The sequence below is a fragment of the Paenilisteria newyorkensis genome (assembly GCF_000766145.1).
Lineage (GTDB): Bacteria > Bacillota > Bacilli > Lactobacillales > Listeriaceae > Listeria_A > Listeria_A newyorkensis.
In genome coordinates this window covers 1-23,701 of the sequence record NZ_JNFB01000039.1, presented here as the reverse complement: position 1 = coordinate 23,701, position 23,701 = coordinate 1, and the positions used below count along the sequence as shown (strand labels likewise).

The window sequence follows — 23,701 nt, the reverse complement described above, 5'->3', positions numbered from 1 at the left end:
GGAGACTCGTTCTATGCGTACATCTTTAAAGAACTGCAAGCGAATTGTCATTAAAGTTGGAACTAGTACGCTCATGTATCCAAATGGCAATATAAATTTACGAACTATTGAAAAATTAGCGATGGTTCTCAGCGACCTTTCTAATGAAGGGAAGGAAGTCGTGCTCGTTTCTTCTGGCGCGATCGGCGTTGGCTGTCATAAACTGCAATTAGCCACACGCCCTACTACGATTCCTGAACAGCAAGCGATTGCAGCGGTCGGGCAAAGTGAACTGATGCATATTTATAGTAAGTTTTTCGGTGAATATGGGCATACGGTTGGGCAAGTTCTGCTGACTCGTGATGTCATCGATTATCCTGTCAGCCGCAAAAACGTGATTAATACATTCAATAAGTTACTCGAAAACGAAATCGTGCCTATCGTCAATGAAAATGATACGGTTGCGATTGAAGAGATTGAGCACCTTACAAAATTCGGCGATAACGACCGATTGTCTGCGATTGTGGCCGAGGTTATTCAAGCCGATTTACTGATTATGTTGTCGGATATTGACGGTTTTTATGATAGTAATCCGAATGAAAATCCCGACTCGACCATGTTTACCGAAATCAACCAAATCACGCCGGAACTACAAGCCTTAGCTGGTGGAAAGGGCTCCGAATTTGGCACTGGTGGTATGTTGACTAAGCTCGCCGCTGCTGAAAGAGTTTTGAAAAACGGTGGGAAAATGGTGCTAACAAACGGGAATAATCCGGGTACTATTTTTGATATTATGAATGGCGATCCAGTGGGAACTTTATTTGCTACGAAGGATCTCGTGAAGGGGGAAACGAAACGATGACTGAACTCATTCTAAAAGGGAAACAAGCGAAGGCAACGGCATTGATACTCGCACAAGCAAAAACGAAGGCGAAAAATGAGGCCTTGCAATCGCTTGCCGTGTCTTTAGTCGCGAATACTGCTACTATTTTAGCGGCTAACGAGAAAGATTTAGCTGCCGCATCGGACAATGGTATCCGGGACGCCATGCTTGATCGGTTGCGCTTAACGCCAGAACGCATTGTAGACATCGCGGAAGGTGTGAAACAAGTCGCGGCACTCGCTGATCCTATCGGCGAAGTCATGCATATGTGGAAAAACGAAGCCGAATTAACTATCGGGAAACAACGCGTACCGCTTGGCGTGATTGGCATCATTTACGAATCACGGCCAAACGTTACAGTGGATGCAGCAGTTCTTTGCTTCAAAACAGGAAACGCGACCATTCTTCGCGGCGGAAGTGAGGCTTTCCATTCCAATCTTGCCCTCGTACGCGTGATTCGCGATTCGCTGGCTAGCTCTGGATTCCCTGCGGATGCTGTGCAAATTGTGGAAGACACATCACGAGACACCGCGCAACAGCTCATGAAGCTAAACGCCTATCTCGATGTTCTGATTCCACGTGGTAGCGCTCGGTTAATCCAAGCTGTCCTTGAGAATGCAACGGTCCCTGTTATCGAAACCGGGACGGGTAATTGTCACGTGTATATTGATAGCGCGGCCCAGCAAGAAATGGCGACGAAAATCATCGTTAACGCCAAAGCCAGCCGCCCTTCTGTTTGCAACGCTGCCGAAACGCTCTTGATTCATGAAGCTGTTGCCCGTGATTTTCTGCCAACAATCGTTTCCCGACTCCGTGCAGAAAATGTTGAGATTCGTGGCGATGAAGCAGTCGCAAGCATCATTTCTGATGTGATTCCAGCGACTGAACTTGACTGGGAAACGGAATATGCGGATTATATTTTAGCGATTAAAGTGGTGCCAAACGTAGATGCTGCAATTGCTCACATTAACAAGTATGGAACCAAGCATTCCGAAGCTATCGTTACAGATAACTACTTCACAAGTCAAAAATTCTTGCAGCAAGTCGATGCCGCGGCGGTTTACGTCAATGCCTCCACGCGATTCACAGACGGTTTCGAATTCGGCTTCGGCGCAGAAATTGGCATCAGCACTCAAAAACTACACGCTCGCGGTCCAATGGGCTTAAACGAGTTGACATCGACGAAATACATCATTTACGGTGAAGGCCAAATACGCGAATAAGATAAATAAAACAGCAAATCGATAACTCTTTAAACGAGTTGATTTGCTGTTTTTGCTATTATTTAGTCGCTACATATTTTTTATACCAAGAAGCGACATCTTCAAAAACCTGCTCTTTATTAATCTCATTTGTCAGCTCATGACGCGCGTCTTCGTATATTTTTAACGTCACATCTTGCACCCCTGCTTTTTCAAATTTCACGGCTAATTTCGGCACATCTTTGCCAAGGTGTCCAACTGGATCTTTGCTTCCTGAAATAAGCAGTAATGGGAGGTTTTTTGGCGTTTTCAAGATTGTTTCCGGATTTTGCGACTGCTCGACACCTCGAAGCAAACTATGGTAGAAGCCGAGTGAGCCGACAACCTGCCCGCCAAACGGATCCTCCATGTATTCTTCATGCACCGCCTTATCCCGAGAAAGCCAGCTAAATGGGTGCTTTTCCGCGATAAATTCACGATTGAAGCCGTAAAATGATAATTTATGCAGGATTTTGCTACGTTTGGTGTCATTTTTTTGTGCGCGTAGTTTGGCATAGAACAACCCTGATTTCAAAAGTGGGTCTGGTTGCAAGCCGCTTCCTGCCAAAATCGCTGCGTCCACGTTATATCTCGTAATCAACACACGCGTGACAAAACTCCCCATGCTGTGGCCAAAAAGAAGATGCGGAAGATTCGGGTAACGTGCTTTGATAAAGGTCGCCACTACTTCTTCGTCCGCCACCATCGCCTCAAATCCGTCTGGAAAAGGGAGATGTCCAAGTTTCGTAGCATCCTCCGCACTCTTACCAAAGCCGCGATGATCATCGGCAATCACGATAAATCCTTGTGTGTTTAAATATTCCGCGAACTGGCTATATCTCGCACCGTGCTCTGCCATGCCATGAATAATTTGCACAATGCCGATTGGTTCTGCGACTTTCTCCCAAATATGTACGTGTAACGATAATTGGTCATGCGTTTCTACCTTCACTTCTGTATGCATCGTACCCCTCCTCTTCTCATATAATTCCATTATACATGAGTCATTCTAGAATTCCCAAATATGCTACTCGCTGATTTCGTTTTTTTTTGCGTTATTTAGCACTTTTAACACTTGTTCACATAATCACAACATGTTAAAATAGAGGCATGAAGGAGATGTTAACATGACAAATGATATCGCGCATTTACAAATGTTTGACTATGTTTTGAAGAAATATGGTAACAAGGAGCTTTTTGCCAACACTCGGATGGTCGTGGAAATAGACGGCAAGCTTTGGACTGGTGATTTCTTGATTTTGGACGATTGTCACATTCTTGAGATTGATTGGGCGGACAATGGCTATACGCAGGTCGAGTTGACTCGTGAATCGATTAATGACGATTTTGATGAGGCTATTAAAGTTTCGAATGTGAATGTCAGTCAGAATCGAATTGATGCAAAAATCGCCTCGTTGAAACATCCTGAGACACTGTATCAAGAAATTAATCGCTTTATCGGTACGATTGACAACACAAAAACGGCTTTAAAACCAGTTCTATATAATGCTTATTGCTTGGATACACGCGTGAAATTACCATTTTTAGATATCTTGAAAAAAGATATCCTTTTGGTTTCATTAACGGTATAATAATTACGAACGGTGGTTTTTCTATTGCTACCGTTCTTTTTTATGCTTATATTACAATTTTGTCACGTCAAAAACCTGTTTTGTCATGCACATCGATGTTTTTGGACTGCTCGGATTGGTAAGCTATGTAGAGGAGGAATGACTTTGTATGATGAAATGGTGTAGAGCTTTCTTTGTGATATACTTATTGTATATTATGTTTATTGTGGACGGGTATTACTTTATGATTTTGAATGTATCATTGGCGTATATTCCGCTTGAATTGGCAGCTTTTGTTTATGGGAAACAGCGTAAAGCTTATCTATTTTGGCCGGTTGCTTTTTTATGGTTGCTGTTCTTTCCGAATGCGCCGTATTTGTTGACCGATTTCTTTCATTTGGAGGGGTTACGAGTGAATGTTGCTGGGACCGGTGTTTTTTCGAGTGATCCATATATTTGGGGGCGATTTACTGCGCTGACTGTGGGTGTTTGTTTCGGGCTTTATACGGGGTTCGTTTCGCTCAAATGGATGTTGGATGAGTGGATGATTCGTTGTAAATCGACGCGCGCACTTGTTTATTGGGCAACGTTTGTGGGGATTTCGGCATTGTCTGGATACGCGATTTATTTGGGGCGCTTTGCGAGGTTGCATTCTGTTTACCTATTTACTGAACCACTTCATTCTATACAGCAGATGATCGATGCGTTTTCGTATGAGATGGGTTACTTTGTTGTGTGTTTTATGGTAATTCAAGCAATTGTGTACCTTGTGTTTTTGAAATTTCCTCATAAAAAAGACTAGCGATGGTTGAAATCGCTAGTCTTTTTATTGAACATCGGGTGTGGATTTGCACCACACAAACTCATATTTAAATCTTAACTTGTTTAAATGTACTTTATTAATGTTGCTTTGCTTCGAAGTTCTTTGCAACTAAATGCGTCTACCTATTCCGCCACCGATAATGTTATTTTAACAACGGTATCTATAATACCACGGATTTGGAAATAATGCAAGGATTTATTGTATTTTGCATCAAAAACTGTCAAAAAATGAGGCGAAATAGCGCCATTATGACCACGCCTAAAATAACTGTCCATAGCAGACTTCGCGTGATTAGTGAGATAATAAGCGTTGCGATGACGGCAACTAATTCTAGCCAGTGAATCTGGAAGCCCTCTGCCCCGTTTGTCATGAAACTTTCAATGATGAGCGCGCTGAAAATGCAGAGCGGAATGTAGCTTAGCCATTTGAGAACGGGCTCGGAAATCTGCATGTTGCGCATGACTAGAAACGGTAGCATTCGCGGGATAGCTGTCACGAGAGAACAACCTAGTAGCATGAGAATAAAGCCATAGCTGATGCTCATCGATCAGTCACCACCCCGATAGTTGCAACGATTAGTGTAGATAGCACGACGGCAACGTTTGTTGAGACGATGAAGGATAAGCCTATCATGAAAATAAGCATGTATAGGATTAGAAACGAGATGTGACGCAGTTTTGATTTTGGTACACTTTGTAGTTGGAATACGAATAGTGCGACAAACATAGCCGTGAGTGCGAAATCAAGACCGAATACGGCTGGATTTGGGATTAGTTTACCGACCAGAGCTCCGAGTGCGCAGGATGCAATCCAGACGAGGTACGCGGTTATGTTTAACCCGTTCATCCATGACGCGTAAATGGGCTCTTTTTTCGCCAGTTTCATCGCTGCTACGCCAAAGGATTCATCTGTGACAAGGAGGCTGATTCCGATATTTTTTGGCATCGAGTCTTTCTGAAAATGTGGTGCCAGTGTTGCACCCAGCAGGAAATGTCGGAAGTTGACGATAAATGTTGTGACGATGATGGCTAATGTGGTGCTGTTCGTTAATAACATGGCGCAAATAATGAATTGAGCCGCGCCTGCATAGACAAAAATCGCCAGCAATGTAACTTCTAAAATACTCAGATTCGCCGCAATGCCAGCAACACCCGCTGCTATACCGATACTTATGTAACCTAATAATGTTGGAATGCAATCCTTCACGCCTTGCTGGAAGGTGAGATTCCCCGTTTGATCTGACATTTGTCACGCCCCTTTTCTTTTTCTACTATCCTATCAAATTTTGGAGCTTATGACTAGCACTTCTTGACATTTCGCCGGTTTGGTTTTATACTATATTAAAAAATGACTCCGAAGTCAAAATATGACTCAATGTTTAAAGGTGGCCTCTAAATGAATTGGAAGGAACAGCAAAAGTACGACCGAGAACAACTTATACTAGCGCAGGCGGAAAATATGTTATTCCAAACGGCGGACAATCAACTGAATATGGATGAGCTCGCACTTGCTGTCGGGATTTCAAAAGGGACGCTGTATAACCATTTTTCGAATAAAGATGCGATTATTGCGCGTATCATGGAGCGCAATGCGCAGAATTTTTTGCAGATGATGCGGGAAACGATGATTAACGTGGACGATAGTTTGATGAAATTGAAAACATTGATTCGGACGATTATTCGAAATCCTTACTTTATTTTTGTGCTGCGGAATAAGCCTGATATGACGGGAACAACGGAACTCGTACGGATTTTCGAACATATTTTAGGTGAACTCGGTGTTTTGTTTAAGCACTTGCAGGCGCAGCGTTTGATTGATCCGGTTTACCCTACTCCCTTTTTAGTTTCGTATTTTATCCATTTGTTCGATCCGGCTATTTTTGACTATTTATTAAAAGAAGGCGTCCTGGAAGATCAAATTGTTGCTTTGACGGAGCGGTTTTTCTTCCACGGGACACAGAAGGAGATGTAAAAATGCAAGCTTTTATGACGAATGCTAATTATCATTTTATTTTAAAACAAGCGATGAATGCTTTTTATGGCGCGCAAAACACGAACGATGAAGGGGTTAAAAATGCGCTGCGGTTCTCGTGTATTGATAAGGCTCAGGCAATTTTTGAATCATTGGAACCTGAGCAGGAACAGCTTATTGGGGAGATTTTTCATATTCATTCCGAGGAGGAACTTGCTCAGTTTGACGAACGGTTGCAGGCGTTTCTGTTGCCCTTCCCTATTGTGACGGATATGACGGTGAAAAAATTGTTTCCGAAAGCGAAGAAATTGAAGGCTCCTACCCTGCCTGATGCGGAAATGGAACGGCTTGTATTTCTAGGGTGGAACGATACCGGCGCTCAGAAGAAGTTCATTATCGCTAATCATGACGGGAAATTAACTGGTGTTCAAGGCAACTTTATTCCTGTATCTAAGAAAGGAATCTGCGCTTTTTGCCATCAGAATGAGCGTGTCGGTTTGTTTAAAGCAGATATTAAGGCAAAAGGAAATACAGATAATTTCCGCGCGATTGGTCAATATATTTGCGCTGATAGCCTCGTTTGTAGTGCGCATGTGCAAAGTACGGATCGGTTGGATGCTTTTATTCGTGAGTTGAAATCCTGAATCTGGGTATACTAATAAAGATAAATTAAAGGAGGTATGAATGATGGCAGAACAACCAAATTTGCTTTTTGTTAATTTAGCAGTGTCGGATTTAGAGAAATCGATCGCGTTCTACACAGCGCTTGGCTTTGAATTTAACCCGCAATTCACAGATGAAAACGCAACCTGCATGATTGTAAATGAGGGCGCGTTCGTGATGTTGCTCGTGGAGAAATTCTTCCAAAACTTTACGAAGAAATCTATCGCCGACTCGAAAACGATAACGGAGGCGATTATGTCGATTTCGGTAAGTAGTCGTGCGGAGGTTGACCAATTCGTCGAGAAAGCTCTTGCGGCAGGCGGAACGACATCGAACGAGAAGATGGATGAAGGATTTATGTATAGTTGGAGTTTTCAAGATATTGATGGACATTTGTGGGAAGTACTTTACATGGACCCTAATGCGATTAACGGTTAAAAAAACAGAAGGAGAATATTTGCCGATGGATAATCGATAAATACTCTCCTTCCTTATTTGCTATTTCTTCGCATAATCACTATACCCCTGCAAAATAATCGGCATGATGGTATCGTGGAATGCAATTAGTTCATCCAAATAATACTTTATTTCTTGCTCGGTCACGTCCATCGCGCCTTCTTTTTTACGCTTTAGCAAAAAAGCTTCCATCGCCGCTTCGAAGGAATCGCGATTTCGTAGTGCATCTTCTGCTGTTAGCCCGTTCTGTGCTTCTGTTTTCCCGAGATTGTAGTAATCGAGTTGAGAGTAGCCACCGCCACCAATACCTCGCAGGCCACTCGATACAGTTTTGACAATCGTCGTTCGGTAAAGTTGCACGAATTCAGGATGTTCTTCTAAAACGAGGTCGTCAATACCTGTTGTGTAGTAATTATCAAACCAGAACTCAGCAAAACGGAAAATTTCCTTTGAAAAAAGTTTCGTAATCTCATTAGATATCAGCTTTTCATGCATTTACGCGCCACCTTTTGGTTATAAGACATAACTTAATTGTACTTTTATTCGCTACAAGATGCAACGTTTTTTTGTCATGTATATTATCATTAATGTCTCTACTCACCTACAAAAATGAATACATTTCCTCGCGATTACTATTTATGCAAATTTTTTTCATTTAGGTATTGGCAAACGAAAAAAATCGTGATACAATAAGTCTTGTGCTTATGGAGGAATACCCAAGTTTGGCTGAAGGGATCGGTCTTGAAAACCGACAGGCGGGTAAGACCGCGCGGGGGTTCGAATCCCTCTTCCTCCTTCATTAATATGAAAAAGATCCGAGTCTACTTGATTCGGATCTTTTTTTGCCTACATATCTCGACTAATCGCCACAAACTGCGCCTGCACGACTTGCGCCAACGCTTGTGGATTTACCCCTACTTGAAAGCCTCGTTTGCCTGCCGAAACCAAAATACAGTCTTGTGATTCCGCAGCATCCGCGATAAAAGTCGGAAACAGTTTCTTCATGCCAATCGGCGAACAACCGCCACGTATGTATCCTGTGACACTTTCTAAATCCTTCATCGGAAGCATCTCTATTTTTTTATTCTCGCTTGCCTTGGCTAGTAGTTTTAAATCGAGTTCTTGATTTCCTGGAATGCATGCAACAATGACGCCTGTTTTGTCACCTTTTGTCACGAGGGTTTTGTAGATTTTATCTGGCGGTAAATCGAGATCCATCGCGACCGTCACAGCATCCATATGCTTGTCTTGAAACGGAATTTGGTAGAGTTCGTACGGTATTTTCCGCTGATCCAAAATTCTGCCGACATTGGTTTTCGGTATTTTCATCACTCACACCTCCATAAAAACAGGTACCCTATGTGAAATCAGAATACCTGTTGTCATTATTAGCTTACAATTTCGTCGTCGGAAACACTTTCTTTACGATCCCATTTCACGACAATTTTCACGGTTTTCTTACGTTTATCGACTTCTTCATAGCTTTCTGAATACAATTTCTTCTGGTGCTGAATTTGTTCTGCGATAAAGCCGGCCTCTAGCTTGAACGTTGCGTTGCTGTCATTCGTCAAGCGGAGTGCCACCATTTCGCCACGCAACAAAATATGCATCTCGTCCTTTTTCTCACTGCTCACTTCTAATTCGCCGAACGATGCTTTTTGGAAAAAGTCAGCCAGCTCGTCTAGCGTTTCCAGTGGATATTTGCGCGCGAGCTCTTTGCCTGCCCAGTATAGAATGTGTGGCGTTTCTTCACCTAACACATTTGGCAATAGCGTATCGCGAATTAATTCGTATCCAAAAACCGGTATCATTTTTTCATTTACAATTTCATTATTTTCTGTCATTCACAGTACCCCGCTTTCTTCTCCACTTATTATACCCAGAAAACCTCCAAAATAGAAACATCAACCTACAAAATTCGTAAAAAAACTATAAAATCGGCAAAAAACTTGCGAAAACGGTGAAAAAATAAGAAAATGGAGAGTATAATCCAAATTTGTAGTATACTTATAGGAAGACGAAAATATAGAAATTGAGGCGAAACGTGTGAAAAGAGCAATTGGTTTTATTGATTCGGGCGTTGGTGGACTGACGGTTGTCAAAGAGGTCCTGAAACAGCTTCCCCATGAACAAATATATTATCTAGGTGACACCGCACGTTGCCCGTATGGCCCACGTGATAGTCAAGAAGTGAATCAATTTACGTGGGAGATGACGAATTTCCTCGTAGATCGCAATATAAAAATGCTCGTTATCGCTTGTAATACGGCGACAGCAGCGGCTTTGACGGATATTCGTGCCAAACTAGATATCCCGGTTATCGGTGTTATTCAACCCGGTTCTCGCGCGGCTTTAAAAGCAACGCAAAACAACCGGATTGGCGTCCTTGGTACGATTGGAACGGTGCAAAGCATGGCGTATCCGAAAGCTTTGAAAGGCCTAAATCGCCGTGTCGAAGTGGATTCGCTTGCCTGCCCGAAGTTTGTATCGGTCGTTGAAAGTCGTGAGTATAAAAGCGCGATTGCGAAAAAAATCGTTGCGGAATCCCTACTCCCGCTGAAGAGTACGAAAATAGATACGATTATTCTGGGCTGTACACATTATCCGCTACTCAAAACATTGATTGAGAATTTTATGGGCTCGGATGTCGCGGTTATTAATTCTGGCGAGGAAACGGCAAGCGAGGTCAGCGCTTTGCTTGATTATCATGATTTGCTGGATCATGACGAAATTGGCGTGAATCATCGTTTTTTCACGACTGGTTCGGTCTCCATTTTTCAAGATATTGCGCAAGATTGGCTAGATGTTCCAGATATGCAAGTGGAACATATTAAATTAGGGGGTGCGTCGTGATGAGATTCGACGGTAGAGAAAAGGACGAGCTGCGTCAAATAGAGATGGTTCCTGGGTACATAAAGCATCCGGAAGGCTCGATTTTAATTACGGTTGGCGATACGAAAGTGATTTGTTCTGCTTCTGTGGAAGATCGTGTGCCACCTTTCATGCGCGGAGAAGGCCGTGGCTGGGTTTCAGCGGAGTACGCGATGTTACCTCGTGCGACGGAACGCCGAAATATTCGCGAATCTTCGAAGGGAAAAGTGACTGGGCGGACGATGGAGATCCAACGTTTGATTGGTCGTTCTTTGCGCGCGGTGGTTGATTTGGATGCGCTAGGCGAACGGACGATTTGGTTAGATTGCGACGTGATTCAAGCGGATGGTGGTACGCGTACGGCATCGATTACTGGCGCATTTGTGGCGATGGTGATTGCAATCGGGAAGTTGCATGAGGTGACCCCTTTTGCGAAATTTCCAGTCAAGGATTTTCTGGCTGCGACGAGTGTTGGCTTGTTGGAAAACGGCGACACGGCGCTTGATTTGAATTATGTGGAAGATAGTGCGGCAGCGGTGGACATGAATCTCGTGATGACGGGTGCTGGGCGCTTCGTGGAGCTGCAAGGAACCGGCGAGGAAGCTACTTTTTCAGAGGAAGAACTAAGCGAACTTTTGACATTAGGTAAAAAAGGAATTCAGGAACTAGTCGCTTTGCAAAAGGATATTCTGGGCACGACGGCTGGCTTGATCGGAGGCGCTGCGGAATGAAGAAGCTTGTAGTTGCAACGAATAACGTCGGGAAAGCACGGGAATTCGAGAAGCTTTTTGGCGCGCATGGTATTGAAATTTTGACGTTGTCGGATTTTCCGGAAATTGGCGAGATTGAGGAAACTGGTACGACGTTTGCGGAGAATGCAGCGTTGAAAGCGGAAACGGTGGCAGAGCAGATTGGACAAGTCGTGATTGGTGATGATTCCGGCTTGATTGTCGATGCGCTAGACGGCGCGCCAGGCGTGTATTCTGCGCGTTATGCCGGAAATCAGCATAATGATGCCGACAATAACGAAAAACTGTTGAGAGAGCTTACAGGCGTGTCAAATGATGCGCGCCAAGCCAAGTTCCATTGTACGCTTGCGATTGCTTTTCCTGGCGAGGCGACGGAATTTTTCACTGGGGAATGCGCTGGGCAAATATTGACCGCCGCACAGGGAGAAAATGGTTTCGGCTATGATCCCCTCTTCTACTTGCCCGATTTTGATAAATCCATGGCTGAAATTAGTGCTGAACAGAAGAATAAAATTAGCCATCGCGCAAAAGCTTTAGAAAAAGTTGCGAAAAATATAGACCAATTGCTCGAAAAGATTGTATAATAAGAAAGTGTAAGAAGATGGGGGAGAATAATTTGAAATTACTAGTAGTCAGTGACAGTCATCATGAACGCGACTGTCTCATCCATTTGAAGGAAAAATATGAAAGAAATGTTGATGCGATGATTCATTGCGGCGATTCTGAGCTTGAAAAAGACGATCCCGCGATGCAAGGATTCCATACAGTTCGGGGAAACTGTGACTTCGGCTCGGATTATCCAAATGATTGGGTCGGCGTGGTTGATGGTTATCGTATTTTCACGACACATGGTCATTTGTATAATATCAAGATGACGTTGATGAACCTGCGTTATCGCGCGCGTGAATTGAATGCTGATTTTGTTTTCTTTGGTCATTCGCATGAATTAGGCGTTGATATGCTGGATAACACGATTATTTTGAATCCTGGCAGCATTTCACTTCCAAGAGGACGCGTTCAAGATAAGACGTATGCCTTGATTGATGCAACAGATAAAGGCGTGACGATTCGCTTTATGACGCTTGATGATGTCGAATTAACCGAACTAACGCAAACATTCCCGCTTGTGAAGAACAACTAGTTTTTCAAGCGGGCAAGACAATTGGAGCGCTAAAAATGGATAAACTTGCAGTAATATGAATATTTTTTAGAAAGTTTGTCTAAAACCATTGACAAATCGCCGAAAAAATCATAGAATGATACTTGGCTGTGAAAATTGTATAGTGCGTCCTGATAGCTCAGCTGGATAGAGCAACGGCCTTCTAAGCCGTCGGTCGCAGGTTCGAATCCTGCTCAGGACATAATCAAACCCACTGAAAACAGTGGGTTTTTATTTTAAATATCAAACCAATCGCACGTTTTTTTGAATACTATTTTACCCTCTCCTTACAGGTTCTTTTATTTAAATTATCTTAGAATGCTTTATTGACGATATCTAATTCGTATTGATTAAATCCAAAACTATCTAAATTTTGTTTAATGTACGTGCTAACATCACTATTTGGAGCAATTCCTATCTTTTTTAGTGCTGAAGCTGGGACTCCAAAATCCAATAAAACACTTAATTCTTCATCAATACCTTCATGTTCCAGTAATGCAATAAAAGCTGAGTAATCCGCTTTTTCGTCTAAAGAAAGATAGTTCACAATGCTTTCTAAAATTTTCATTTTTTTAGGAATTTCATATTTCGCTTGGCTCTTTAGGAATTTCAAAATAACAGAAATAGACATATTTTCTATTTCTCTATCTTGTTTATTTTTGTTCGCCTGAAGCCCTTTTTGATATAGAACTTCATTTGAAATTGCTAGCCTCAGATTATCTCGCATTACTTGTTGGCATTTTTGAGCCAAAAATTTATGTGTATTACCGCTCTCACCATCCAACTGCTGCGTGATTATTTCTAAGGTTCTTACTAAAACTTCATATTTTGGAGTTGGAGTGGACCATAGTAGTTCATTAAGATATACTTTATTCGAGCTTAGATAAGAGTATAGTTTTTTTTGACTCTCTACGCTATAATAATTCTTTTTAAAAATTTCTAATAACTCATCGGATATATTCATTACTAATAGATTATAGTCCTCTCTTCTTTGTTCTTTTATATCATCTTTCTCTAAATTCACTAAAACTTCACTTTGTAATCCTTCGTCTTGTTCAATAATAGGGATATCAAGATTCTCCGTCTGTTTCTCTGGCGGGTTATCAAAATAGTATATATTCCCTGTGTAGTGTTTCATCATTCTACCCGCTCTTCCTTTTATGTTATTAAAATCAAAGTATGTAATACTTTGAGTCCCGCGCCTGTCCCCTTTTTTCATTTCAAAAATAATAATATTTTTCGCAACTGTATTGACACCTTCAATTAGTGATGTAGTGGCAAAAATCACATCTAAGTTGTTGTTATTAAAATAATCAAGCTGTGAATTTACAATATGGCGTGGGTACTGACCATTATGTAACCCAATACCATTTTCAAGAAAATTCTTTAACATCCAATTTGGTGAAATATTTTCATCAATCCATTCAAAAATAGGAAAACTCTTCTTAACAGTAGTCGTAACCTTTTCTATATATTCTTTTGCCAATTTTTCAGCCCGTGCAGGAGATTGAACATACACTATAGTAGGCTCTTCTAAATCTTGCAACAGTCTGAACAACGCTTCTTTCTTTTGATTTTTTACAAAGCTCACTTTTTGTATTTTTTGGTTAACTAGACTATACTCTGTTTTAAAAAATTCTAATTTGTATTTATCAATAAATTCACTATTCACATTGTCAATATTTGGTGTTAGTAGCAAAAGTTGTGGCTCTTTAGACATTATTTTGTAAAAGGCTATATTTAATTGACTGGCTCTCCCATCCTTTTTATGATTAGATATTTTATAAAATTCATCAACAATGAATAAGTCAATATTTTTTATTTCCGAATAAATATCTAGTACTCGCTCACTTGTAAGAATAAACAAATTTCTTTCTAATAAGCTTTGTTTCGTATTTACAATAATATTATAAAAATCAGCATATTTTTTTAACTTTCTTCTAGTCTCATCAATTAAAGCCAATGTAGGTTGAATAATTAAAATATTAGCATATTTTTTCCGTGCTACAAATTCTTCTATTAGAAGACTTTTCCCAAAACTAGTTGGGGCGGAAATTAACAAATTTTTTTTATTCGAAATTTTTTCTTCTAGAAGTTTCTGTTCAAAATGAAATGTGATATTTTGATTTTCTGAGTTGATCAGATTATTGGATTTATGGTATTCATTTCTAATAAGCCCCGCAGTATCTAAATTATCAATTTTCTTAATATATGGATAGAATCCGAAACTCTCAATAAGATCATTAAAAATAGGCTTGATAGCTTCATTAACGCTCTGCCAATTTTCAACTACATAAATTAATTTCTCTGTATCTTGATTCATAGAAATTTCGCTTGCTAATCTAAAACTTTCTCCGTAGTCTTGTAATAGTGTTTTCATTTTAATCCTGCTCCTTTTTTAATTTTTCGTGAAGTTTTTTTACTAAATCATATTTACTTTGAACTGGAAATAGGAAGAGATGAATTTTTAAATTCTCTTTGTTCTGAAAGCTCTCAATCTTATTATTGAAATTTTCTCTAGCATCTTTTACTAGTATCTCCAGCCTATCTAAAAAAGCTTCTGTAGGCTCATCTGTCCCTTCCTCATACGAAAAAGATTCTAGAACACTACTATCAAATAATGCAAAAAAGCAAGCATTTATGTTTACTAACCTTGACAGAAATCTAGTTCCCTCATCCATTAAGCTTTTTATATGATCATTTTGAATATTCAAATCAGCGAATCGATTATTAATGATTGTAAATTCTTGATTGAAAAACTCTACATTAAAATGATCACTCAAATCTTTAGAGAGCGCTGTTAAAGCGGACTGTTTGCTTTTATAAAATTTACTCTCACCTAACCAAAGTTGGTTAGTCGCTCTATCAAAGTGTACAGCATCAAATCCATGCACAACCGAATTATAGCTATCTTTAAAATAAATTTTTGATATCAACTGAGGCTTGTCGAGTTTTTTATCCAATAGATAATATAGTATCAACTCTCCAAACTCACCTCGCTTCAAATATTTATCTTCTGGGTCCTTTGCTTTTTCACTGCCCAAATACTCAATACTAGCTTCTTGAACCTCTTTTACTTTATATAATAATTTCATCCCTTGTTTTACAGCTTTTCTGGGACTGTTCTGAGATATCTCCTGTGCTTTTGCCTTTCCCAAAGCAAAATTCGGAATTTCATCAAATATTTCCTCACACCATCCATCTTCATCTTGCAATATCTCACCATTATCATTTAAGTCAAAAACAATATGAAAACACTGTGTTTTGATATCTTCATACAAATGATGCTCAGTTAGTTTCCCCAATTTTTTCTCTCCCCACTCTAATGTTTGAAAGCTTTCTCAATTTATTTTTACAAGAAATATTATAACATATATTGAAAATTAGTCCAAAATACGGTAATCATAACATTTTACATCCATTATTATATAGCCACATCAAGATTCAACTGTATGTAAGAAAAAGAAGTCTACAATCAGTGAGATCATAAACTTCATTGGTTGATAGCTCAAAGATATTCTTTGGCAAATCAATAGTAATCCGTATTGTGGGAAACTTTTTTAAAAGCTTATTTGGGTATCGTTTAACCCTCTAACTCAAACCGATCATGCAACACCTGCGCGGCTTTAATCATCTTCTTCTCATCCACCACAGTTGAAACCTTGATTTCCGATGTACTGATCATTTTAATCGCCACATCATTATCCGTCAACGCCTCAAACATATGCGCGGCTACTCCGGGGTTAGAGACCATCCCAGACCCAACAATCGATACTTTCGCTAAGTTCTGCTCGGATTCTAGTTTTGCGTACTGTAACGTCTCCTGATGCTCTTCCAGCACGGCCAACGTTTCGAGTAATGCTTTTGTTTTAATCGTGAAGGAAAGGTTGCCGTGGCCAAGTCCGGTGATACCTTGGATAATAATATCTACGTCGATATTGTGGTCTGCGAGCGTTGTAAAAACCTTCGATACGCGCATGTTTTCTTTCTTATCCCAGTGAATCGTCACACGGGTTATTTTATCTTCAAATGCGATTCCTCGCACGACTTTCGTATTTTCCACGGTCATTTCCTCCTCAATCATCGTTCCTGCTTCGGTTTCGTGGCTGGCTCGGACTTCAAGCGGGATGCGGTAATTTTTCGCGTACTCCACTGCTCTTGGGTGCAAAACGCCTGCTCCAAGGTTCGCCAATTCTAGCATTTCATCGTAGGTTACTCGGCTCAGCTTGCGCGCGTTCTTGATGTAACGCGGGTCTGTTGTGAAAACGCCGACGACATCTGTGCAAATGCTACATTTATCGGCTTCTAGGGCAGCGGCAAGCGCGACGGCTGTTGTATCTGATCCGCCTCTTCCTAATGTCGTGATTTCGCCGTCTCCACTGACACCTTGGAATCCTGCAACAATCACGATTTGGCCTTTGTCTAGTGCGTCTTGAATCGTTTCGGTGTCGATGTCTAGAATTCTGGCATTGCTCGCAATCGCTTCGGTCGTGATGCCTGCTTGCCAGCCTGTGTACGATACTGCTTCATAGTTCTTCTCGTGAAGGGCCATTGATAGCAAGGAAATCGTGATTTGTTCGCCGGTCGAAAGCAACATGTCCATTTCGCGCTTGCTTGGATGATCGCTAATTTCTAGCGCCATATCGACAAGCCGATCTGTGGATTTTCCCATCGCAGAAACGACCACGACTACTTGATTCCCTTTTTCAAATTCGCGGATTGCTTGATCTGCGGTTTTTTTGATTTTTTCGATGGTGCCCACTGAGGTTCCGCCGAATTTTAAAACTACTCTTCCCAAAAATACCCCTCCTATTTCGGTTTTTCTTCATTCATTTTTGCAAATTTTGCGTGGACTGCTTCAGCAACGGCTACCGGTACGCCTGCTTCTTGGATTTCTGCGACGGACGCGGCTTTTAGTTTTTTCATGGAGCCGAAATGTTTGAGAATCGTTTTTTTGCGGCCTGGGCCAACGCCTGGAATGCCGTCGAGTAAGGATTGGAATCCGGTTTTGCTTCGTAGTTGGCGGTGGAATGTGATCGCGAACCGATGGACTTCATCCTGAATGCGTTGCAGTAGGTAGAATTCTTGGCTGTTGCGATGTAATTGCACGACCGCCAGTGGATCGCCGAATAGGAGCTGGCTCGTTTTGTGCTTGCTATCTTTGGCAAGTCCTGCGACCGGAATATCGAGTCCAAGCTCATTGACCAACACGTCTTTCGCGCTATCAATCTGGCCTTTTCCTCCATCAATCAAAATGAGGTCTGGGAGTGGCAAGCCTTCTTTGAGTACGCGCCAATAGCGACGACGCACCACTTCGCGCATCGTTGCATAATCATCAGGTCCCACGACGGTTTTGATTTTATATTTGCGGTAATCGTTCTTGCTCGGGCGGCCATCAAGGAACGTAATCATCGCGGAAACCGGGTCTGTCCCGTAAATATTCGAGTTATCAAAAGCCTCAATTCGGTTCGGCGTCGGAATCCCCATCGCTTCTCCAAGTTTTTCCGTGGCGCCAACCGTCCGTTCTTCATTGCGCTCGAGTAGCAAAAACTTCTCATTTAGCGCAATTTTAGCGTTTTTGTACGCCAATTTAACGAGGTCTTTCTTATTTCCGCGCTTTGGAACGAGGATTTTCGTATCTGGCAATAACGCCTGAATCGCCTCTTCATCCACATCATCCGGAAGGAAAACTTCCTGCGGCGGAATGTGATTCGTCTTCTGATAAAACTGCCCGATAAACGTCAAGAAATCTTCGTCCGCATCGCTATAAAATGGGAATTGTGACACATCGCGTTCAATCAGTTTACCTTGCCGAATGAAGAATACTTGCACGCACATCCAGCCTTTATCAATCGCGTAGCCGAACACATCGCGGTCCACGAAATCGTTCATCGTCATTTTCTGTTTTTCCATCGTCGTCTCAATCGCAGTGATTTGATCGCGGTATTCCGCCGCTTTTTCGAACTCCATCGATTCGGCCGCCTCTTGCATTCTCCCCATCAAATCCTGCTTCACTTCTTTGTACCCACCATTTAAAAATTGGACAATCTCATCCGTCATCGTTTTATACGTATCGGCTTCGACTTTGAAAACGCACGGCGCGAGGCACTGCCCCAAATGGTAATACAGACACACCTTGCTCGGCATCGTCGTACATTTGCGCAACGGATACAACCGATCTAAAATTTTCTTCGTCTCATTCGCCGCATACACATTCGGATATGGACCAAAATACTTCCCTTTATCCCGCTTGACTTTGCGTGTAATAATCAATCGCGGATGCCGTTCGTTCGTAATTTTGATGAACGGGTAGGTTTTGTCATCTTTTAGCATAATATTGTAGCGTGGATCATGCTTTTTAATCAAGTTTATTTCGAGCAACAGCGCCTCCACGTTCGAGGATGTCACGATATATTCAAAATCACGAATTTCTTGAACCAAACGTTGTGTTTTACCATCATGCGAACCAGTGAAATAGGAGCGCACGCGATTCTTCAAAACCTTTGCCTTCCCGACATAAATGATCGTCCCATGCTGATCCTTCATCAAATAACAACCAGGCTGATCAGGCAAAAAGGCAAGCTTATTTCGGATATGTTCTGTCGTCATTATCATCACTCCACAGTCTTGCTTTACTTCCTCTTTAGTGTAGCATAAATCGGCTTTGTTGCAACAAAAAAAGCTAGGAAAATGAGGGGAATACGTGAACTAAATCGCGTATCCTCTCATTTTTAACCAGCTCTTCGACAATTCTATAGATATTTCGCTAAAACTTCATCTAATTCTTCTTTTGGACGATAGCCGATAATTGTATCAACCACTTCGCCGTCCTTCTTGATAAGCAATGTCGGGATACTCATCACACCAAATTTGCCTGGTGTTTCTTGGTTCGCATCCACGTCCATTTTAACGATTTTTAATTTGTCGCCTTGTTCTGCGTCAATTTCTTCTAGAACTGGCGCAACCATACGGCAAGGACCACACCAAGTTGCCCAGAAATCAGTAAGCACTAGACCTTCGCTCGTTTCTTTTTCGAAATCCGCGTCTGTAATTTCTTGAATAGCCATTTCTCTACCTCCTTACACCTATTGTATCGTTAGTATAGCACTGCGTCTGCGTATGGAGCCAATAATCTGCTCAAAATTTTACTTCAGCTCGGCGATAGTTACTCCGTTTCCACCTTCTGCAGCGGCTCCGAATCGAATCGATTTCACCATTCGGTGGTGTTTCAAAAATTCGGTAACGCCCTGTCGTAGCGCGCCCGTTCCTTTACCGTGAATAATACTGACTTGGTGGTAACCGGCAAGCAAGGCCGCATCGATATATTTATCCACTTGTTGTAGCGCATCTTCATAGCGCACACCACGCAAATCAAGCTCGGTTTTTGTCACAGAATTATCACTTTTCACCGTTGTCACATGCCGCAGTTTCTTCGGTTGTTCCGGTTTCATATACTCCAGATCAGCTTCCTTCACCTTCGTTTTAATGATCCCGATTTGAACGTTCCATTCCTTACTATTCACACGATTTAGAAGCACCCCTTTTTGCCCTAATGACAAAATTCGTACTTGGTCTCCTTGCGCGAACGTATGCGCCACTTTTGGCACATCATGGACGACTTTTTTCTGAATCGTTTTCGGCTTCACTTGATTTAGGCGGCTTCTCATTTCGATCAGTTCATGTTCTTTGAGTCCTGCGGCACCTTGAAGTTGCATTTGGCGCAACTCTTGAATGATCGCTTCGGCCTCGACTTCTGCTTTTTCGATGACACCTGCTGCTTTTTCGTTTGCCTTTTCAAGCAATTTATCTTTTTGATCATGATACGCAATAATCTCTTTTTGCAGGTCTTTTTGCAGTTTTTCAGCATCGCGACTCATTTGATATGCTTCTTCGTACTCTAATTCCGCAGCTTTACGCTTCTCTTCCAGACTCGAAATCATATCGTTCAAATCAGCGCTTTCCGTGTCGACAAGGCTTCTCGCATCTTCAATAACTGCCTCACTCAAACCAAGACGACGTGAAATCGCAAAAGCGTTACTACGCCCAGGTACGCCAATCAATAAGCGGTACGTTGGACTCAGCGTTTCCACATCAAATTCCACTGATGCATTCGTCGCAAAGTCGCGATTATAGCCGTATGCTTTTAGCTCAGGATAATGCGTCGTTGCTACAACGCTTGCTTGTTTGGCGGCCACCGCATCAAGAATCGCAATCGCAAGTGCGGCCCCTTCTTGTGGATCCGTCCCAGCTCCAAGCTCATCGAATAGAATCAAGGAATCGGCGTCCATTTTGTCAAGGATCGATACAATGTTCGTCATATGCGAGGAGAACGTACTCAAACTCTGCTCAATTGATTGCTCATCCCCAATATCAGCGAAAACTTGCGAGAAAACAGCAATTTCCGACTCTTCTTCTGCGGGAACTTGCAATCCAGCTTGTGCCATCAGAGTAAGCAAACCTAGCGTTTTCAGCGTAATCGTTTTCCCACCGGTATTTGGCCCCGTAATGAGCATCGCGCGATAGTCCCCACCAAGCAGGATATCGTTGCTGACAACCGTTTCCGGATCGAGTAACGGATGACGCGCATTTAGCAATTTCACAATGCCGTCCTTATTAATTCGTGGCGTAATCCCTTTCATCGACTTCCCAAACCGTGCCTTCGCAAAAATAAAGTCGAATCGTGCTAAAACGTACGTATTTTGCCGAATTTCCGTGGTGAATTCTGCTAGCACCGCCGAAACCTCCGCTAAAATGCGTTCAATCTCCTGCTTCTCTTTTGCCTGTAAAGTACGGCGTTCATTATTCATATCCACCACGCTTTGCGGTTCGATAAATAGCGTTTGACCCGAGGCCGATTGATCATGCACAATCCCGCCATAATGCCCTTTATATTCATGCCTTACCGGTAAAACGTAGCGATCGTTTCGAATCGTAATGACCGTGTCACTCAACATTTTAGACGCGTTCTTATCACGTAAATATTGCTCCAAACGCTCACGAACACGACCTTCCGTACGACGCAACGTCTGACGAATATTCCGCAAAGCCTCACTCGCCGTATCCAAAATTTCACCAGCTTCATCCACCGTCAGCGTAATCGTATCTTCCGTATCACGCATCGGGACAAGCTTTCCAGCAAGTTCATCCAGCAGTTCTATTTCTACGCCCTGTTCTACAAGGCCATCAATAAACTGCTTCATCAAACGGCTCACTCGAAGATTGCTCCCAGTTTGATAAAGTTCCAAACCGCTTAAATCCCCGCCGATTTCGAGTCGTTTCATATGCCCAGCTACGTCGTAAACGCCAGAAATTGGCGCAGCCCCGCGTAAACGAATGACTTTTGCACCTTCCTCGGTTTCCCGTTGCGCTAATGTCACTTTTTCTATATCCGATGTTGGTTTTAGCGCTCGAATGGCCTCCTCACCTAATGCAGAAGAAGCAAATTCGAGGAGTTGCTGCTTTATTTTATCGAATTCTAAAATCGTTTCTACTTTTTTACTCATATTATTTTAACTCCAGTTAACGTCCTTCTATTTCGGACGATTATTTTTTACAAACGCGAGAAAATCCTCTTTTCCCATCGTATTCAGTACATTTGCTTTGTTCAGCCAACCCTTCGTCGCCGCTCGAACACCAATTTCCATAAAATCCAAATGCTTCGTGTCGTGCGCATCTGTATTAATCGCAATCGGCACATGACGCTCCGCTGCAAGCTCCAAATACTTCGCCGTCAAATCCAGCCGTTGCGGATTCGCATTGAGCTCAAGCGCAGTTCCAGTCTTCGCGGCCATTTCAATCAATTCCTCCACATTCACGCGATACCCATCACGACGACCGATAACACGCCCTGTTGGATGCGCAATCAAATGCACATAAGGATTTTCACAAGCCACTCGTAGGCGATTCATGATCTCTTCCTCTGATTGTGAAAAACTAGAATGAATCGAAGCAATCACAAAATCCAAATCCTGCAGCAAATCATCGTCAAAATCGAGCGTTCCATCCGGCAAAATATCCATTTCAATCCCCGATAAAATCTCGATTTCCGAATACTGCTCGTTGTATTCCCTAATCTCCGCCTGCTGCTTCCGAATCCGTTCCTCCGTCAAACCATTCGCCACTTTCAAAAACTGCCCATGATCCGTTATCACCATGTATTCGTAACCCTTCGCAATACACGCTTCAATCATTTCAGAAAGCGAATACGCGCCATCGGACCAAGTCGTGTGCATATGCAAATCACCTTTTATATCCGCGAGTTGTACAAACGCAGTGTCCGGCTTAATTCGGTCGATTTCCGTCCCATCGCGCCTCACCTCAGGCGGCAAAAACGGAATATCAAAATGGGCAAAAAAAGCTTCCTCCGTCTCAAACTGCTTCACATTCCCAGCTTGGTCTTCTACGCCATATTCATTAATTTTCTCATCTTGCTGCTTAGCAATTTGACGCATCCGGATATTATGATTTTTCGAACCAGTAAAATGATGTAGCGTACTGACAAATTCAGCCGGTGCGACCATTCGAAAATCCACAGAAATTTTGATGCCCTCATCCAATTCCACCGAAACCTTCGTATCCCCAGCCGCAATCACCTGATCAATCGTTTCAATCGCTAACAGTTGCTTGGCTACTGCATCCGGCTGATCCGTTGCAATCACAAAATCCAAATCCTTCACCGTTTCCCGCAACCTTCTGAAACTTCCTGCATGCGAAAACCGAACAATTTCAGGAATTCCAGCCAAATAAGCTTCCAGACTTTTCGCAATCGGTAACACATCATTCAACGGATATCGATCCGGACGCTCGCCCATTTCTTGAACAGCCTCCACCATTTTATCAACAGACTTCTGTCCAAACCCCTTCAACGCAGAAATACTGCCATCCTCCGCTTTAGCAAGAAGTGAGTCACGATCAACGACACCAAGCTCCTGATACAAACGAGATAACTTTTTCCCACCGAGCCCTGGCACTTTCAAAAGTGGTACCAGACCTTCTGGAACCTCCTTCTTCAGCGACTCCAACTCCTCCGACTCGCCAGTTTCTAGGTAATTTTGAATAATAACCGCTGTCGATTTACCGATTCCCGCAATTTTTGTAAAGTCCTCGATTTCTGAAAGACTGCGTTCGTCTTGCTCCAATGCCAGCGCTGCCTTGCGAAATGCTGCTATTTTGAAAGGATTCTCACCTTTTAACTCCATATATAATGCGATTGTCTCGAGTAAATTAATAATTTTCTTTTTATTCATTTCCCATCACTCCCTCGTATAATAAGTTTATAGCTTCTTAATTGTTCTTTGAAAATTTCATATAACAGCCTGTCGGCTTGTAAATGGTT

At 42.2% G+C, this 23,701-nt stretch carries 24 protein-coding genes and 2 tRNA genes; 13 read left to right on the top strand and 13 right to left on the bottom strand.

The window, feature by feature from the left end; genetic code table 11:
• Positions 1-13: 13 nt before the first annotated feature.
• The gene (gene proB / locus EP58_RS12195; protein WP_036093822.1) at positions 14-841 is read left to right on the top strand and encodes a glutamate 5-kinase; all 828 of its coding nucleotides are present in this window, start codon (positions 14-16) and stop codon (positions 839-841) included.
• Entirely contained in the window at positions 838-2,085 is a 1,248-nt protein-coding gene (locus EP58_RS12190) for a glutamate-5-semialdehyde dehydrogenase (protein WP_036093819.1), read from the top strand. Before proB ends, EP58_RS12190 begins: the two co-directional genes overlap by 4 nt.
• 58 nt (positions 2,086-2,143) lie before the next feature.
• On the opposite strand, the gene EP58_RS12185 is transcribed toward EP58_RS12190, so the two are convergent.
• Positions 2,144-3,067 (bottom strand): alpha/beta fold hydrolase, encoded by a 924-nt coding sequence (locus EP58_RS12185; protein WP_036093817.1) that lies wholly within the window; start codon positions 3,065-3,067, stop codon positions 2,144-2,146.
• 163 nt (positions 3,068-3,230) lie between these two features.
• Here EP58_RS12185 and EP58_RS12180 point away from each other — a divergent pair, with 163 nt between their 5' ends.
• The gene (locus tag EP58_RS12180; RefSeq protein WP_036093816.1) at positions 3,231-3,695 is read left to right on the top strand and encodes a hypothetical protein; all 465 of its coding nucleotides are present in this window, start codon (positions 3,231-3,233) and stop codon (positions 3,693-3,695) included.
• Positions 3,696-3,843: 148 nt separating this feature from the next.
• Positions 3,844-4,476, top strand: a complete 633-nt coding sequence (locus tag EP58_RS12175) for a DUF1361 domain-containing protein (protein ID WP_036093814.1) — start codon at positions 3,844-3,846, stop codon at positions 4,474-4,476.
• Positions 4,477-4,717: 241 nt separating this feature from the next.
• On the opposite strand, the gene EP58_RS12170 is transcribed toward EP58_RS12175, so the two are convergent.
• Positions 4,718-5,041: an AzlD domain-containing protein gene (locus tag EP58_RS12170; RefSeq protein ID WP_036093813.1), complete on the bottom strand. Its 324-nt coding sequence runs from the start codon at positions 5,039-5,041 to the stop codon at positions 4,718-4,720.
• Positions 5,038-5,742 (bottom strand): AzlC family ABC transporter permease, encoded by a 705-nt coding sequence (locus EP58_RS12165; protein ID WP_036093812.1) that lies wholly within the window; start codon positions 5,740-5,742, stop codon positions 5,038-5,040. Before EP58_RS12165 ends, EP58_RS12170 begins: the two co-directional genes overlap by 4 nt.
• A gap of 150 nt (positions 5,743-5,892) precedes the next feature.
• Here EP58_RS12165 and EP58_RS12160 point away from each other — a divergent pair, with 150 nt between their 5' ends.
• Genes EP58_RS12160 through EP58_RS12150 form a run of 3 tightly spaced genes read left to right on the top strand, consistent with a single transcriptional unit; the run spans position 5,893 to position 7,569 of the window.
• Positions 5,893-6,468 carry a TetR/AcrR family transcriptional regulator gene (locus EP58_RS12160; RefSeq protein WP_036093810.1) on the top strand — a complete coding sequence of 192 codons (576 nt, stop codon included), beginning with the start codon at positions 5,893-5,895 and terminating at the stop codon, positions 6,466-6,468.
• 2 nt (positions 6,469-6,470) lie between these two features.
• Positions 6,471-7,112, top strand: coding sequence for a FusB/FusC family EF-G-binding protein (locus EP58_RS12155; protein ID WP_036093808.1), 642 nt, complete (start codon positions 6,471-6,473; stop codon positions 7,110-7,112).
• A 43-nt stretch (positions 7,113-7,155) separates the two neighbouring features.
• On the top strand, positions 7,156-7,569 hold the full coding sequence (locus tag EP58_RS12150) for a VOC family protein (protein ID WP_036093806.1): 414 nt from the start codon (positions 7,156-7,158) through the stop codon (positions 7,567-7,569).
• Between the two features lie 60 nt (positions 7,570-7,629).
• Here EP58_RS12150 and EP58_RS12145 read toward each other — a convergent pair whose 3' ends face one another.
• Positions 7,630-8,082, bottom strand: coding sequence for a hypothetical protein (locus tag EP58_RS12145; protein WP_036093804.1), 453 nt, complete (start codon positions 8,080-8,082; stop codon positions 7,630-7,632).
• A 211-nt stretch (positions 8,083-8,293) separates the two neighbouring features.
• Between EP58_RS12145 and EP58_RS12140 the strand changes: the two genes are divergently transcribed.
• Positions 8,294-8,383 (top strand) — tRNA-Ser (locus EP58_RS12140).
• 50 nt (positions 8,384-8,433) lie between these two features.
• Here the strand turns inward: EP58_RS12140 and ybaK are convergent.
• Both ybaK and EP58_RS12130 read right to left on the bottom strand, forming a co-directional pair.
• Positions 8,434-8,916 carry a Cys-tRNA(Pro) deacylase gene (gene ybaK, locus EP58_RS12135; protein WP_036093803.1) on the bottom strand — a complete coding sequence of 161 codons (483 nt, stop codon included), beginning with the start codon at positions 8,914-8,916 and terminating at the stop codon, positions 8,434-8,436.
• A 59-nt stretch (positions 8,917-8,975) separates the two neighbouring features.
• Positions 8,976-9,431: a YslB family protein gene (locus EP58_RS12130; protein WP_036093801.1), complete on the bottom strand. Its 456-nt coding sequence runs from the start codon at positions 9,429-9,431 to the stop codon at positions 8,976-8,978.
• Between the two features lie 202 nt (positions 9,432-9,633).
• On the opposite strand from EP58_RS12130, the gene racE reads away from it, so the two are divergent.
• The 5 genes from racE to EP58_RS12105 all read left to right on the top strand — a co-directional run bounded on the left by racE (position 9,634) and on the right by EP58_RS12105 (position 12,568).
• The gene (gene racE, locus EP58_RS12125) at positions 9,634-10,440 is read left to right on the top strand and encodes a glutamate racemase (protein WP_036093799.1); all 807 of its coding nucleotides are present in this window, start codon (positions 9,634-9,636) and stop codon (positions 10,438-10,440) included.
• Positions 10,440-11,189 carry a ribonuclease PH gene (gene rph / locus EP58_RS12120; protein WP_036093797.1) on the top strand — a complete coding sequence of 250 codons (750 nt, stop codon included), beginning with the start codon at positions 10,440-10,442 and terminating at the stop codon, positions 11,187-11,189. The genes racE and rph overlap by 1 nt, the downstream gene beginning before the upstream one ends.
• Positions 11,186-11,791, top strand: a complete 606-nt coding sequence (locus EP58_RS12115; RefSeq protein ID WP_036093795.1) for an XTP/dITP diphosphatase — start codon at positions 11,186-11,188, stop codon at positions 11,789-11,791. Before rph ends, EP58_RS12115 begins: the two co-directional genes overlap by 4 nt.
• Before the next feature lie 32 nt (positions 11,792-11,823).
• Positions 11,824-12,348, top strand: coding sequence for a metallophosphoesterase (locus EP58_RS12110; protein ID WP_036094166.1), 525 nt, complete (start codon positions 11,824-11,826; stop codon positions 12,346-12,348).
• Positions 12,349-12,494: 146 nt separating this feature from the next.
• A tRNA-Arg gene (locus EP58_RS12105) sits at positions 12,495-12,568 on the top strand.
• 111 nt (positions 12,569-12,679) lie between these two features.
• On the opposite strand, the gene EP58_RS12100 is transcribed toward EP58_RS12105, so the two are convergent.
• The 7 genes from EP58_RS12100 to polX all read right to left on the bottom strand — a co-directional run bounded on the left by EP58_RS12100 (position 12,680) and on the right by polX (position 23,612).
• Positions 12,680-14,746, bottom strand: coding sequence for a DEAD/DEAH box helicase (locus EP58_RS12100; RefSeq protein WP_036093794.1), 2,067 nt, complete (start codon positions 14,744-14,746; stop codon positions 12,680-12,682).
• A gap of 1 nt (position 14,747) precedes the next feature.
• A complete protein-coding gene (locus EP58_RS12095; RefSeq protein WP_052171451.1) occupies positions 14,748-15,671 on the bottom strand; it encodes a HamA C-terminal domain-containing protein in 924 nt (307 codons plus the stop codon).
• Between the two features lie 278 nt (positions 15,672-15,949).
• A complete protein-coding gene (locus EP58_RS12090) occupies positions 15,950-17,164 on the bottom strand; it encodes an aspartate kinase (protein ID WP_036093792.1) in 1,215 nt (404 codons plus the stop codon).
• 11 nt (positions 17,165-17,175) lie between these two features.
• A complete protein-coding gene (gene uvrC, locus EP58_RS12085; RefSeq protein ID WP_036093790.1) occupies positions 17,176-18,975 on the bottom strand; it encodes an excinuclease ABC subunit UvrC in 1,800 nt (599 codons plus the stop codon).
• Positions 18,976-19,118: 143 nt separating this feature from the next.
• Positions 19,119-19,433, bottom strand: a complete 315-nt coding sequence (gene trxA / locus EP58_RS12080; protein WP_036077069.1) for a thioredoxin — start codon at positions 19,431-19,433, stop codon at positions 19,119-19,121.
• Between the two features lie 78 nt (positions 19,434-19,511).
• On the bottom strand, positions 19,512-21,869 hold the full coding sequence (locus EP58_RS12075; RefSeq protein WP_036093788.1) for an endonuclease MutS2: 2,358 nt from the start codon (positions 21,867-21,869) through the stop codon (positions 19,512-19,514).
• A gap of 27 nt (positions 21,870-21,896) precedes the next feature.
• Positions 21,897-23,612, bottom strand: coding sequence for a DNA polymerase/3'-5' exonuclease PolX (gene polX / locus EP58_RS12070; RefSeq protein WP_036093786.1), 1,716 nt, complete (start codon positions 23,610-23,612; stop codon positions 21,897-21,899).
• Positions 23,613-23,701 lie beyond the last annotated feature (89 nt).